Raw genomic sequence first — 13,664 nt, 5'->3', positions numbered from 1 at the left:
GCGAGCCTCGAAGGACGCACGGGCTACCCGATCAGCGCCTTGGCCGCCGCCCGCGCCGCTTCGGTGACTTCCGCCCCCGACAGCATCCGCGCGATCTCTTCCTGGCGCTGAGCGGCCGACAGCGGCTCGACCTGGGTGCGGGTCGAGGTGTCGTCGCCGGACTTGGCGATCCGCCAGTGGGCGTCGGCCCGGGCGGCGACCTGGGCCGAGTGGGTGACGACCAGCACCTGCGCATTCGCCGCCAGGCGCTTGAGGCGCAGGCCGACGGCGTCGGCCACGGCCCCACCGACGCCCTGGTCGACTTCGTCGAAGATCATCAGCGGCTGGGGCCCTTCGCGGCCCGCCAGGGCGGCCTTCAGGGCCAGGGCGAAACGGGCCAGTTCGCCGCCCGAGGCGATGGCCTCCATCGGGCCGAACGGCGCGCCGGGATTGGTCGAGATCTCGAAGGCCACGCGGTCGATCCCGGTCGGGCCGGCGCGGTCCTCGTCCAGCGCCTCGACGGCGACGCGGAACCGGGCCTTTTCCAGCTTCAGCGGCGCCAGCTCGCTCTCGACGGCGGCGGCCAGGCGGTCGCCGGCGGCGCGACGTTCGGCCGACAGGGCCTGGGCCGCGTAGAGATAGCCGTCGCGGGCGTCGGCGGCCTCCTGCTCGGCCGCCTTCAGGGCCTCGCCGGAGGTCTCGATGGCCTGCAGCTGGGCCGCGAACTCGGCGCGCTTGTCGGGCAGCAGCTCGACGGCGACGTTCAGCTTGCGGGCCATGCCGCGCAGGGCGAACAATCGCTCCTCGGCCTTTTCCAGGCGGTCGGGCTCGAACTCGAAGCTCTCGGCGGCGGCGTCGATGGCGGCGGCGGCCTCCTGGGCCTCGACCAGGGCGCGGTCGACCGCCTCGCACGCGGCTGCCAGGCGGCTGACGGCCGGACCGTCGGCGGGGGCGCCGGCGTGGATGGCGCGCTCGCGGGCCCGTTCCAGGGCGCGGAAGGCGCTGGCCAGCTTGCCCGACAAGGCGTCGCCGCCCAGGGCGTCCGACGCGGCGGCGATGTCGGCCAGGGCCTTCTCGGCCGAGCCCAGCAGGGCCCGCTCCTCGGCCAGCTGGGTCTCCTCGCCCTCGCGCGGGTCCAGCCGGTCCAGCTCGGACAGGCGCAGGGTCAGTTCCTCGGTCTCGACGGCGGCGCGGTCGGCCAGGTCGCGCAGGGCGGCGGCCTTTTCGCGGGCGGCGCGCCAGGCGCTCCAGGCCGAGGCCACGGTCGCGACGCGGACCTGCCCGAAGGCGTCCAGCAGATTGCGGTGGGTGCGCACGTCCAGCAGGCCGACGGTTTCGTGCTGGCCGTGGACTTCCAGCAGCAGCGCGCCCAGGTCCTTGAGCACCCCGACGCTGGTGGCCTGGTCGTTGACGAAGGCGCGGCTGCGGCCGTCGGCCGACAGCTGGCGGCGCAGGACCAGGTCCTCGTCGCGGGCGTAGTCCAGGCCCTTGTCGTCCAGATAGGCGAAGGCGGCGTGGTCGGCCGGCAGGGCGAAGATCGCGGTGGCGCTGGCGTGGCCCGCAGCCCCCCGACGAACGAGCCCGGCGTCGGCCCGGGCGCCGGTGGCCAGGCCCAGGGCGTCCAGGATGATCGACTTGCCCGCCCCGGTCTCGCCGGTGAGCGCGGTCAGGCCCGGACCTATGGCCAGGTCCAGGCTTTCGATGAGCACGACGTCGCGGATGGAAAGGCCGATCAGCATGACGCGCAGGATCGCCGGGAATCAGGGTTTTTCAAAGGGGGCTTGTTCTCGGGACGTTCTCGCGGGCCCGGAAGGCCCCTCCGGAACGGAAAACGGGCCGATCCTGGAGGATCGGCCCGCTTGAAATCTACATCCCCAGGATGCCCATGACGCCGCCCTTCTTGGGCTTGGCCGGCGGCTTGGCCTCGGCCGGCGTCGTGGTCGTGGTCTCGCCCGGCGCCTTGGCCGGTTCCGGCGCCGTGGCGGCCGGCGGCGGCAGGGTGGTGTCCTTGTCGTGGATCAGGCGATCCAGCACGTTCTTCTTGTTGCCCGCCTTCAGCGGCTCGACGGCCGGCTTGAGGTTGTTGGCGGTCAGCAGCTTGTAGGCCTCGGCGTACCAGGGATCGCCCGGGAAGTTGTAGCCCAGCACCGCGCCGTTGCGCTTGGCCTCGTCCAGCAGGCCCAGGGTCAGGTAGCTCTCGACCAGGCGGTAGAGGGCCTCGGGCGTGTGCGAGGTGGTCTGGTGGCGGTCGACCACGGTGCGGAAGCGGCCGATGGCCGCCAGGGTCTGGCCGTTCTTCAGATAGTAGCGGCCGATCGTCATTTCCTTGCCGGCCAGCTGGTCGCTGACCATGTCGATCTTCAGGCGGGCGTCCTGGGCGTATTCCGAGTTGGGATAGCGCTGGACCACGTCGCGCAGCGAGGCCATGGCCTGCTCGGTCGCGGCCTGGTCGCGGTTCACGTCGACGATCTGCTCGAAATAGCAGATGGCCTTCAGATAGTAGGCGTACGAGGCCGACGGGTTGCCCGGGTACAGGCCGATGAAGCGGTCGGCGTCGGAGATCGCCTCGTTGTACTGGTTGCCCATGTAGTGGGCGTAGCCGGTCATCAGGATCGAGCGGCGCGACCATTCCGAATAGGGGTGCTGACGCTCGACTTCGCGGAAGTAGTCGACGGCCTCGTTCCAGCTGCCGCGGTCCAGGCGATTGGCGCCGGTCGAATAGAGCAGCTCCACCGGGCGCTCTTCGTACGCCAGGGTCGGCTTCTTGCGCTTACCGGCGCAGGCGGAGACCGACAGGGCGACCAGCACGGCGGTCGCGACGACAGCGACCTTGCGTCCCGAGAAATTACGAAGCACGGACTTTTCACCCTCGAAGCAAACGTGCGCCCCTGCGCCGTGCAAGGCTTCTACACCACGCCGATGCGGGCGCAAATGGAAGCCGAGCCGTGACGAGGATACGCCCCAAGACGCACCCCCCAGGGAATCCGTCCAAACGCTACAGACATCGGCTTTTTGACCAAATCAGGTCGAAGACCAACGCCTTGGTATCAGATTGTCAGACGGCCTCGGCCAATTCCACCGAATGGGCGCGCATGCGCCAGGCGGCGGGGTTGGCCATCAGGGCCCGGACGATGGCGTTGTTCAGGCCGTGGCCGGCCAGAACGCCTTCGAAACGGCCGATGATCGGCGCGCCCAGCACATAGAGGTCGCCCACCGCGTCCAGCGCCTTGTGGCGCACGAATTCGTCGGGACGGCGCAGGCCTTCGGGGTTCAGCACGCGGTCGCCGTCGATGACCACGGCGTTCTCCATCGAGCCGCCGCGGGCCAGGCCGATGGCGCGCAGGGCCTCGACGTCGCGGACGAAGCCGAAGGTGCGGCAGTCGGACAGTTCGGCGCGGAATGATTCTTCGTCGATCGTCAGGTCGACGCGCTGGCGGCCGATGGCCTTGCTGGCGAAGGCGATCTCGAAGGCCACCTCGAAGCGGTCGCTCGGCGACAGGCTGGCCAGCTTGTCGCCTTCGACGACCGTCACGGTGTCGAGGATTTCGATGTAGCGGCGGGCGGCTTCCTGCTTGCGGCGGCCGGCGCGGTCCAGGATCTGGACGAAGGGCTCGGACGAGCCGTCCATGATCGGCACTTCGGGCCCGTCCAGCTCGACCACGCAGTTGTCGATGGCCAGGGCGGCCAGGGCGGCCATCAGGTGTTCGATGGTCGAGACGCGCACGTCGGCGGCGTTGTTGATGACGGTGCCCAGCTGGGTCTGGCAGACGGCGTCCGGCTTGACCGGCACGCGGTTGTCGCGGTCATGGATGTCGGTGCGCACGAAGACGACGCCGGCGTCGACCGGCGCGGGGCGCACGGCGACCCGCACGTGCGAGCCCGTGTGCAGGCCCACCCCGGCGAAGATCACCGGTCCGGCGACCGTATGCTGAAAATATGCCGAAGCCGACACTAGAAACCCTTATCTTACCAGCGGGGCGGTTCACCGACCGCCTTCTCGCCCCACGTACCATTTAGGGACAATGCTGCGTCGCGGCAAAGCAAGTCCTGTTTCCGATTGTTACCTTCCTAATGAACTGTTTTTAATGACTTTTTTGGCCATCTCACGGTCATTATTTTGTCGCATTGCAAAGCTTGAGGGCCAACAGCGCAATCTTGCCCCCTCCCCTGGCCTAGCCGGCACGTCGTCGCTAGGCTCCAGCCGCTTTATCGGCGCCAACATCTCCCGGATCCCGTTTCGATGACCAAGACCTTGCGCATAGCCGCTTCCGCCCTCGCCTTGTCCATGGCTGCGTTCGCCGTCGCGCCGGCCGCCCTTGCCCAGGGGACTCAAGCGGGCCGCGGCTTCACCGCCAAGGACATGGTGCAGCTGGAGCGGATCAGCGACCCGCGCGTGTCGCCGGACGGCCGCTTCGTGGTCTACAGCGTACGGACGATGGACCTGCCGGCCAACAAGGCCTCGATGTCGCTGTGGATCGCCGACCTGAAGGCGAAGATGGCGCCGCGCCGGCTAGCGGTTTCAGAGGGCGGCGCGAGCAGCGCCCGCTGGTCGCCCGACGGCAAGGGCCTGTACTTCATCTCGGGACGGACCGGCGGCCTGGACCAGGTCTACCGCACCGACGCGGCCGGTGAGACCGCCGTCCAGGTGACCAGGGCCCCGTTCGACGTCGGCGCCTTCAAGATCGCGCCGGACGGCAAGACCATCGTCATTTCCCAAGCCGTGTTCCCCGACTGCGACACCCTGGACTGCACCAAGGACAAGCTGGCCGCCAAGGGCGGGCAGAAGACGACCGGCGTGGTCTACGACAAGCTGCTCATCCGCCACTGGGACACCTGGAACGACGGCCTGCAGAACCACCTCTACGCCCTGAAGCTGGACGAGACCGGCGTGGCGACGGGCGCGCCGGTGGCGCTGATGAACGGCTTCAACGGCGACACGCCGACCAAGCCGTTCGGCGGCGACGAGGACTTCACGATCACGCCCGACGGCAAATCGGTGGTGTTCTCGGCCAAGCCGGCCGATCGCGAGGAGGCCTGGAGCACCAACTACGACCTGTGGCGCGCGCCGCTGGACGGCTCGGCGGCTCCGGCCAACCAGACCACGGCCAACAAGGCCATGGACTCCCAGCCCACCGTCTCGCCGGACGGCAAGGCCACGGCCTGGCTGGCCATGAAACGCCCGGGCTTCGAGGCCGACCGCATGGCGATCATGATCCGCGAGGGCGACGCGGTTCGCGAGCTCTCGCCCGCCTGGGATCGCTCGGCCCAGTCGATCACCTGGAGCGCCGACGGCAAGACGATCTACACGACCGCCGAGGACATCGGTCAGACCAAGCTGTTCGCGGTCGACGTGAAGTCCGGCAAGGTCACGGCCCTGACCGGCGAAGGCCATGTCAGCGCCGTCAGCCTGGGCGGCGGGACCCTGGTCTACGCCCAGGACAACCTGAAGGGCCCGGCCCAGCTCTACGCTCTGTCGACGGGCAAGAAGGCCGGCGCGCCCATCAAGCTGACCAATAACAACGCCGAGGCCCTGGCCGGCGTGGCCATGGGCGAGGCCGAGCAGTTCAGCTTCCCCGGCTGGAACGGCGAGACCGTGCATGGCTACGTGGTCAAGCCGGCCAATTTCGATCCGGCCAAGACGTATCCGGTCGCCTTCCTGATCCACGGCGGCCCGCAGGGCAGCTTCGGCAACCTCTTCCACTATCGCTGGAACGCCCAGACCTACGCCGGGGCCGGCTACGCCGTGGTGATGATCGATTTCCACGGCTCGACCGGCTACGGCCAGGCCTTCACCGACGCGATCAGCCAGCACTGGGGCGACCGCCCGCTGGAGGACCTGCAGAAGGGCTGGGCGTTCGCGACCAGCAAGTACGGCTTCCTCGACAAGGACCGCGCCTGCGCCCTGGGCGGCTCGTACGGCGGCTTCATGGTCAACTGGATCGCCAGCCAGTGGAAGGAGCCGTGGAAGTGCCTGGTGAACCACGACGGCATCTTCGACAGCCGCTTCATGGGCTATTCCACCGAGGAGCTGTGGTTCAGCGAGTGGGAGAACGGCGGCCCGCCCTTCGCGCCCAACACCACTTACGCCAAGTTCAACCCGGCCGATCACGTGGCCGAGTGGAGCGTGCCGACCCTGGTCGTCCAGGGCGGCCAGGATTTCCGCGTGCCGCTGGAAGAAGGCATCGGGACCTTCACGGCCCTGCAGCGCAAGGGAATCCCCAGCAAGCTCCTGTACTTCCCCAACGAGAACCACTGGGTGCTGAAGGCCCAGAACTCGGTGCAATGGCACGACGAGGTCCAGAAGTGGCTCGATCAATGGACCAAGGGCGAGCCCGCCAAGTAATACGCTTATAAATTGCAGCCATTCGCCCCTTCCGTTAGTTTGACCACGGAAGGGGCGCTCATGGTCCAACTGTTCCGCGCGATCTCGAACCGCTTCACGCTGCAATCACGACTGGGCGGACGTTACGCCGAGGCCCGGGTGCTGGCGGCGGAACTGGACCTCGACCTCACCGAGATCGCCCTGCGCCACGGCAGCCAGGGCCACTCCGAAAGCGATGTCGACGAGGGCAACAGCCAGGCCGAGCGCGAGGAGAAGTTCAAGCGCCTGACCGCGGGCTTCAACAGCCCCTACCCCAGCGAGCAGATCGCGGCGGCCGTGGATTTGCGCAAATGGATGGTGCGCGACTACGGGCTGGAGCGGCTGAAATGGTTCGTGCCCCAATTGCGCGAACGTTACACTCAGGCGGTCGGACCCAAGGCGGCCAAGCTGGAGCCGATCGCCTACGCGCCCGATGACAGCCGGGCGGAGCTGGAGGCCGAGGCCCTGAGCCTGCTGGAGCGCCTGAAGCTGCTCTACACGCTGAGCAGCGAGCGCGAGATCCTGACCGGCCGGATGCGGCGCTGGGCCCTGGGCCTGCTGTGCTGGCTGTTCCTGGCCTTGATGGTCACCCGGGTGCTGCCCAACATCACCCCGCCCGGCACGATCCGCGAGTCGGTGACGGTGATCTCCAACTTCTCGCTGATCGCCTTCGTCGGCGCGGCCGGGGCCATGGTGTCGGTGTTGCGCCGCACGGAGTCGGCCATGGCCTCGGCGTCGTCCGAGATCGATCCCGTTCGCCAGGTCAGCGCCCTCAGCCAGGGCCTGACGGCGGTGTTCATCGCCGCCTTCGTTGGCATGTCGGTGTCGTTCGTACTGGTGGCCTTCTTCGCCAGCGGCCTGGTGCAGAGCGGCGACATCGTCGGCAAGGGAGCGGCGACGCTATTCCCGCAGATCGTGCCCTGCCGCTACGACTGCCCGATCACCCTGGTCAATCGCGGACTGATGTTCCCGGCCGCCCTCGACGCCGCCAAGATGATGGTCTGGGCCTTCATCGGCGGCTTTTCCGAACAGCTGGTGCCGGACGTGCTGGATCGGCTGACCAAGGCGGCGAGACAGACGAAGAAGCCGTCCGAGGCGGCTTAGGAACGGGGACATGCCCTTGCGGCGTGTCCCCTTCAGCAAGCCCCGCGCCTGTCATTGGGGACACGCCCAAGGGCATGTCCCCGGCTCAGACCCGCCCCGTCGCCACCGCCCAGGTCAGCCGTAGTTGGCTCTCCAACATGCCCAGTTCCCGCGCCCCCGTCTGGGCCCGCGCCAACGCTGCCGGAGCAGCGGCCGGGAACGCGGCCACCGGCAAATCCTTCAGGGCCCCGTTGGCCTTGGTCCGCGCCGCGTCCACCCGGCGGCGGACCTGGCCTTGCGTCCAGTCTGCCGGCAGACGCTGGACCCCTGCCCGTTTCAGCCGCCACAGGCCGGCCAGGCCATAGGCCCGGGCGGCGTCCTGGACGGCGTGGAGATCGGCCTTCGGGTCCAGCCGCCAGGCGGCCAGCATCATCACCGCCCCGGCCGTGGCGTCGACATAGGCCAGGACCTCGCCCTCCGTCTCGAACGGCGCGGCCTCGAGGTCGGCCATGCGGGCCTCGGCCATCTCGGCCAGGGCGCTCAGGGGATAACCGGCGGCGGCCACGGCCTCGACGGTGGGGTGCTTGCGGGCCGGCTGGCCGGCGGCGATCTCTTCCATGGCCTCGCGCCACCAGGTCAGGCGGATCTCGCCCATCAGGGCGTTGCTGACCCCGCCGGCCACCCGGGCCAGCTCGTAGTTGAAGGCGTAGAGCGCGATGACGTCGGCCCGCGCCTTGGCGTCGGCGATGAAGCGGCTGGCCAGCCAGCGGTCGGGATCGACCCGGCGCACCAGGGCGTCCAGATCGGTGTCCGGGGCGTCATTGCGGTGGGCGATGTCCAAGCTCGTCATGGGCGCGGCTTATGCGCTGCATCCTCCAAAAGAAAAAGGCCCGCCGAGCCGGCGGGCCTTCTCCAATCTCGTTGATCCGGTGATCAGCCGAACAGCGTCTGGTACATCGTCATCGTCGCCAGCATCGGGATGCTGAGCAGCGTGTTGATGCGCGAGAACAGCATGGCCATCTTCGCCGCCTTGGCCTTGGTGTCGGCGTCGGCCTCGACGATGCCCAGGGCGCGCTTCTGGTTCGGCCAGATCACGCCCCAGACGTTGATGAACATGATCGTCGCCAGCCACATGCCCAGGCCGATGAACGTGAAGCCCATGTCGACGCCGCGCTCGTAGCCGTTCCACAGGCCGAAGGTCGCCGCCTCGGCGAAGTAGCCGCGGGCGATCGCCAGGATCACGCCCATCACCCAGGTCGCCAGCGCCGCCCAGCGGAACCAGAACAGCGCCTCGGGGGCGATGTACTTGGAGACGGCCGGCTTCAGCTCGGCCGGGATCTGCGGCATGACGCGGATCTGCACGAAGTTGAAATAGTACAGCAGCCCGATCCACAGGATGCCGAAGAACACGTGCATCAGGCGGAAGATCGCCTGGAAATAGGCCGCGTCGAAGCCCTGCGGGCTGTGCCCGAAGCCAAACACGATCACCAGCGCCAGGACGACGCTGACGATGATGGTGTTGCGGAAATTCGAAAGTAGGCTGGTCATCTCGTKGCCCCCTAATGCCCCTGCTTGGGGTCAGGTATAGGGCGCCGCGCGGAGTCGGCAAATAGACACGATTTCTAGGGTTATAGGCCGGGTTAGACGGCGATCAGGGCCGCGGCCAGCCGGCGGCCTTCGCTGGCCAGGACGTTGTAGGTGCGGGCCGCGGCTTCGGTGCTCATGAACTCCAGCCCCACGCCCGCGGCCTTCAGCGCGTCGCGCACCGGGCGCGGCGGCAGGGCGTTGACCAGGCCCACGCCCAGCAGCACGAACTCGACCGCCCCGCCCGCCGCGAAGACCTCGGCGAAGTCCTCGGGCGTCAGGGTCGCCAGGCTGGCGGCCGCCCAGTCTCGCGGCTGATCGTCGATGATCAGCAGCGAGCCCGGACGCCAGTCGCCGGACACGCGGAAACCGCCGCCGCCCCAGGCGTCCAGCGATGGCGGCTGGCGCAGCATCAGGGACGGGTGCCGGCGCCGAGCTTGATCGGCGTGGCTTCCTCGTCGCCCCGCTTGACGCCCCAGACGAGGATCAACGGCAGGGCGATGTAGATCGACGAATAGGTGCCGATGATGATGCCGAAGGTCATGGTGAAGACCAGCGGGAACAGCACCGGGCCGCCGAAGATCATCGTGCCGCCCAGGGCCAGCAGGGCCGTCGAGCCGGTGATGATCGTCCGCGACAGACGCTCGTTCTCCGACAGGTCGATGATGTCGCGCAGCGGCGTGGTCTTGTACTTGCGCAGGTTCTCCTTGAGACGGTCGAAGGTGATGACCTTCTCGTTCATGGAGTAGCCGATCACCGTCAGCAGGGCGGCGATCGAGGTCATCGAGAACTCGATCTGCAGCACCGACAGCAGGCCCAGCGTCAGGATGATGTCGTGGAACACCGCGATCACGGCGCCGACGCCGAACTGCCACTGGAAGCGGAACCAGATGTAGCCCAGCATCAGCAGCAGGGCGATGCCCAGGGCCTTGAAGCCGCCCATCAGCAATTCGCCCGACACCTTGGCGCCGATGACCGACGGGGCCGGCATGGTCATGCCCGGGAACTTGGCGATGATCTCGCTCTTGACCCGATTGGCCTCCTCGAGGGCGTTGCCGCCTTCGGTGGGCAGGAAGCGGATCATCGCCGCGTTGGGCGAGCCGAAGTTGTCCTGGACCTGCACGTCGTGCGCGCCGGTCGCCCGGGCGGCCGTGCGCAGGGCGTCGCCCGAGATGGGCGTGGGCATGCGCGCTTCCATGGCGACGCCGCCCTTGAAGTCGATGCCCAGGTTCAGGCCTTGGGTGAAGAACGAGACGCACGAGCCGGCGATCAGCACGGCCGAGATGGCGGCGGCGATCGGAGCCCACTTCACGAAGCGGAAGTGGGTCTCGCGCGGGATCAGGCGGATGAGGGGCCAAGCCATGATGGAAACCTAAGCGATCGGCAGCTTCTTCGGCTTGGCGACTTTGAACCACCAACCGATGAGCACTTGAGTGATGATGATGGCGGTGAACACCGAGGTGAACACGCCGATCGACAGGGTCCAGGCGAAGCCCTTGATGGGGCCGGAGCCGAACCCGAACATGATCGCCGCGGAGATCAGGCTGGTGATGTTGGCGTCCATGATCGAGACCATCGCCCGGCGGAAGCCGGTGTCGGCCGCCGACATGGGCGATCGTCCGCCCGCCGCCTCGTCGCGCATCCGTTCGTAGATCAGCACGTTGGCGTCGACCGCGACCGCGAGGGTCAGGATCAGGCCGGCGATGCCGGGGAACGTCAGGGTCGCCTGGGTCATCGACATGATGCCGATGATCAGCAGCACGTTGACCACCAGCGCCAGGGCGGCGAACACGCCGAACAGGCCGTAGGCGAAGATGATGAAGACGAACATCGCCGCCGCGCCGATGGCCAGCGAGATGGCGCCGGCCTTGACGGCGTCGGCGCCCAGCTCGGCCCCGACGGTGCGCTGCTCTTCCAGATTCAGCTTGGCGGGCAGAGCGCCCGAGCGCAGCAGCAGGGCCAGCTCGGCGGCGCCTTCCGGCGTGAAGTTGCCGGTGATGATGCCCGAACCGCCCGGCAGCGGCTGGTTGATGCGCGGCGCCGAGATGTACTTGCCGTCCAGCACGATGGCGAAGCGCTTGCCGACGTTGCGGGTGGTGGCGTCGCCGAACTTGCGGGCGCCCGAACCGCCGAAGCGGAAGCCGACCGCGGGCGCGCCGTTCTGGTCGAACTCCTGGTTGGCGGTCACTAGGTCCTCGCCGGTCACCAGGGCGCGCTTGGCGACCGGGATCGGCGGCTCGCCGGCCTGGGTGCCGGGAATGACCACGACGCCGGGCGGGATGCGGCCGGCGATCATGTCTTCCTGGGTGACCGTCTCGTCGACCATCTGGAAGGTCAGCTTGGCGGTCTGGCCGATCACGGCCTGCAGGCGGGCCGGGTCGCTTTCGCCGGCCGCCTGGATGACGATCCGGTTGATGCCCTGGCGGGTGATCGTCGGTTCCTTGGTGCCCAGGGCGTCGATCCGGCGACGGATCGTCTCGATCGACTGGTCCACGGCCTTGGCGGCGTCGGCCTTGGCGGCCTCCGGCACGAAGCTCAGCTCCAGCCGGCCGTCGCCCTTGTTGGCCACCGAAGTGTCCCGCCCGCCGATCGCGCCGGCCAGAGGCCCGCCGATCGAGCGACGCAGCAGGCTGACCGCCTGGTCCACCTTGCCCGGATCGGTGATGCGGACCCGCACGACGCCGCCCGCCTCGCCCAGCTCACCGAACTCGATCTGGTCGTTGCGCAGCGTGGTCCGCACGTCCTCGACCATGTTGGTCAGGCGTTCGGCGCGCAGCGCGTCGGTGTCGACCTCGTAGAGCAGGTAGGAACCGCCCTGCAGGTCTAGGCCGAGGTTCAGCTTCTGGTGGGGAACCCAGCCCGGAAGCGCGTCGAGCGTCTTCTGCGGCAGAAGGTTCGGCAGGGAGAAGACGATGCCGAAGATCACCGACAGTATGACGGCGGTGACTTTCCAGCGGGAGAGGGTCAGCATGGATTACAGGCTCTAGACGACGCCTTTCGGCGCCTCGTGGTCAGCGCGAAGGGTGATCAGCTCTTGGGATCGTTGGCCGGGGCCGGTTCGCCCTTGGCGCGGATCTCGGCGATCATGCTCTTGACCACCTTCACGGTCACGCCCTGGGCGATCTCGACGCCGACTTCGGCGTCCTCGACGCGGACGACCTTGCCCAGCATGCCGTTCGACAGCACGACGTTGTCGCCGCGCTTGACGGCGGCGATGGCCGCGGCGTGCTGCTTGGCGCGCGTCTGCTGCGGGCGGATGAGCATGAAGTAGAAGAGCACGACCATCGCGAGGATGGGCAACATGCTGATCAGTTGGGATTGCAGGCCACCAGAGGGCATGACGACTCCATAAAATGCCATGAGGCGGATCCCCTCCACATGGGGGGCCCGCCAAGTCGGCGGAAGCTATGCGTTCACCTCCGCTTTTGCAATGACGGCGCACTGGGGCTAGGGAGCAACACATGGACGACGTCACGACAGCTCATCTCGCCCGCATCGCCGACGCCTTGGAGCGCCTGGCCCCGGCGGCCCCGGCGACCCCCGACTTCGATGCGGGGCGGCTTTTCCGGCATGAACCGAAAAACAGTAGCTTCGTACCGGCTCCCGACTATCCGATGGCGCTGGACCTGCTGATCGGCGTCGATCGGCAGAAGGACCGCTTCGTCGAGAATCTCCGCCGCTTCGCCGTCGGCCTGCCCTGCAACCACGTCCTGCTGTGGGGCGTGCGCGGCACGGGCAAGAGCTCGCTGACCAAGTCGGCCTTCATGGTGCTGGCCGCCGAGTTCCCCGCCCTGAAGCTGGTCGAGGTCGACCGCGACGAGGTCACCGCCCTGCCCCCGCTGTTCGACCAGCTGCGCGCCCGCTCGGAGCGCTTCGTGGTGCTGTGCGACGACCTGTCGTTCGAGGACGGCGCGGCGGCCGCCAAGGCGCTGAAATCGGCCTTGGAGGGCGGCGTGGCCGGTCCGCCCGAGAACGTGCTGTTCGTGGCCACCTCCAACCGCCGCCACCTGATGCCCCGCGACCACGTCGAGAGCCAGGGCGCGATCGCCGCCGCCGAGAACGCCGAGGAGGAGATGAGCGTCTCCGACCGCTTCGGCCTGTGGATCGGCTTCCCGCCCATGGACCAGCCGACCTATCTGGCGGCGATCCACGGCTATGCCGACCGGTTCGGCCTGAAGGTCGAGAACCTGGAGCGCCGGGCCCTGCAGTGGTCGCAGTTGCGCGGCGCCCGCTCGGGCCGCGTGGCCTGGCAGTTCATCCGTGACCTGGCCGGCGAGCTGGGTGTAAACTTGCCCGCGTAAACCGTCTCGGAGGCCCACATGGGCAAGCCCTGGTTTCGCGTGAAGCGCTACGGATTCGGGGCCGGCGTGCCCTGCAGTTGGCAAGGCTGGGCGCTGGTCGCCGCCTTCCTGATCATCGTCATCGTCAGCGGCGCGGTGCTTGTTGACCGCAATCCGATGCTGCATTGGAGCGTCGTGCTGGCCTCGACGGCGATCGTGCTCGTCGTCAGTTGGCGCAAGAGCGACGGACCGTGGAAGTGGCGCTGGGGCCAGGACTGATCCGGATCCTTCTCCCCTTGCGGGAGAAGGTGTCGGCGAAGCCGACGGATGAGGGGTCTCTCAAAAGCAAAAGCCGCGACCGGTCTTTCGACTGGGCG

13 protein-coding genes are annotated in these 13,664 nt (G+C 68.2%); 4 read left to right on the top strand and 9 right to left on the bottom strand.

Translation table 11 applies throughout. The features are described from left to right. Positions 1-23 precede the first annotated feature (23 nt). The 3 genes from recN to lpxC form a co-directional block, all read right to left on the bottom strand. A complete protein-coding gene (gene recN / locus AC1DMQ_RS10690) occupies positions 24-1,718 on the bottom strand; it encodes a DNA repair protein RecN (RefSeq protein ID WP_477033538.1) in 1,695 nt (564 codons plus the stop codon). A gap of 127 nt (positions 1,719-1,845) precedes the next feature. Then, a complete protein-coding gene (locus AC1DMQ_RS10685) occupies positions 1,846-2,880 on the bottom strand; it encodes an outer membrane protein assembly factor BamD (protein ID WP_477033537.1) in 1,035 nt (344 codons plus the stop codon). Between the two features lie 154 nt (positions 2,881-3,034). Further along, positions 3,035-3,931 carry a UDP-3-O-acyl-N-acetylglucosamine deacetylase gene (gene lpxC / locus AC1DMQ_RS10680; protein ID WP_477033536.1) on the bottom strand — a complete coding sequence of 299 codons (897 nt, stop codon included), beginning with the start codon at positions 3,929-3,931 and terminating at the stop codon, positions 3,035-3,037. A 288-nt stretch (positions 3,932-4,219) separates the two neighbouring features. Between lpxC and AC1DMQ_RS10675 the strand changes: the two genes are divergently transcribed. Together AC1DMQ_RS10675 and AC1DMQ_RS10670 are read left to right on the top strand one after the other, a co-directional pair. Next, entirely contained in the window at positions 4,220-6,322 is a 2,103-nt protein-coding gene (locus tag AC1DMQ_RS10675; protein WP_477033535.1) for a S9 family peptidase, read from the top strand. A 60-nt stretch (positions 6,323-6,382) separates the two neighbouring features. Beyond that, the gene (locus AC1DMQ_RS10670; protein ID WP_477033534.1) at positions 6,383-7,444 is read left to right on the top strand and encodes a hypothetical protein; all 1,062 of its coding nucleotides are present in this window, start codon (positions 6,383-6,385) and stop codon (positions 7,442-7,444) included. Positions 7,445-7,529: 85 nt separating this feature from the next. On the opposite strand, the gene AC1DMQ_RS10665 is transcribed toward AC1DMQ_RS10670, so the two are convergent. From AC1DMQ_RS10665 to yajC, 6 genes are all read right to left on the bottom strand, one after another. Continuing rightward, positions 7,530-8,273 carry a squalene/phytoene synthase family protein gene (locus tag AC1DMQ_RS10665; protein WP_477033533.1) on the bottom strand — a complete coding sequence of 248 codons (744 nt, stop codon included), beginning with the start codon at positions 8,271-8,273 and terminating at the stop codon, positions 7,530-7,532. A gap of 83 nt (positions 8,274-8,356) precedes the next feature. Beyond that, a complete protein-coding gene (locus tag AC1DMQ_RS10660; RefSeq protein ID WP_477033532.1) occupies positions 8,357-8,971 on the bottom strand; it encodes a urate hydroxylase PuuD in 615 nt (204 codons plus the stop codon). Between the two features lie 92 nt (positions 8,972-9,063). Beyond that, complete coding sequence (locus tag AC1DMQ_RS10655; RefSeq protein WP_477033585.1) at positions 9,064-9,417, bottom strand: Mth938-like domain-containing protein; 354 nt, start codon at positions 9,415-9,417, stop codon at positions 9,064-9,066. Between the two features lie 2 nt (positions 9,418-9,419). Then, positions 9,420-10,370, bottom strand: a complete 951-nt coding sequence (secF, locus tag AC1DMQ_RS10650) for a protein translocase subunit SecF (RefSeq protein WP_477033531.1) — start codon at positions 10,368-10,370, stop codon at positions 9,420-9,422. 9 nt (positions 10,371-10,379) lie between these two features. Then, entirely contained in the window at positions 10,380-11,978 is a 1,599-nt protein-coding gene (gene secD / locus AC1DMQ_RS10645; protein WP_477033530.1) for a protein translocase subunit SecD, read from the bottom strand. A gap of 56 nt (positions 11,979-12,034) precedes the next feature. Further along, positions 12,035-12,346 carry a preprotein translocase subunit YajC gene (gene yajC, locus AC1DMQ_RS10640; protein WP_477033529.1) on the bottom strand — a complete coding sequence of 104 codons (312 nt, stop codon included), beginning with the start codon at positions 12,344-12,346 and terminating at the stop codon, positions 12,035-12,037. Positions 12,347-12,468: 122 nt separating this feature from the next. Between yajC and AC1DMQ_RS10635 the strand changes: the two genes are divergently transcribed. Then, on the top strand, positions 12,469-13,308 hold the full coding sequence (locus AC1DMQ_RS10635) for an ATP-binding protein (RefSeq protein ID WP_477033528.1): 840 nt from the start codon (positions 12,469-12,471) through the stop codon (positions 13,306-13,308). A gap of 18 nt (positions 13,309-13,326) precedes the next feature. Beyond that, a complete protein-coding gene (locus tag AC1DMQ_RS10630) occupies positions 13,327-13,566 on the top strand; it encodes a hypothetical protein (RefSeq protein WP_477033527.1) in 240 nt (79 codons plus the stop codon). Positions 13,567-13,664: the final 98 nt, after the last annotated feature.

Source organism: Caulobacter sp. 05L422 (assembly GCF_056397765.1).
Note: the sequence above shows the minus strand (reverse complement) of the source record. Positions and strands in the feature narration are given on the sequence as shown.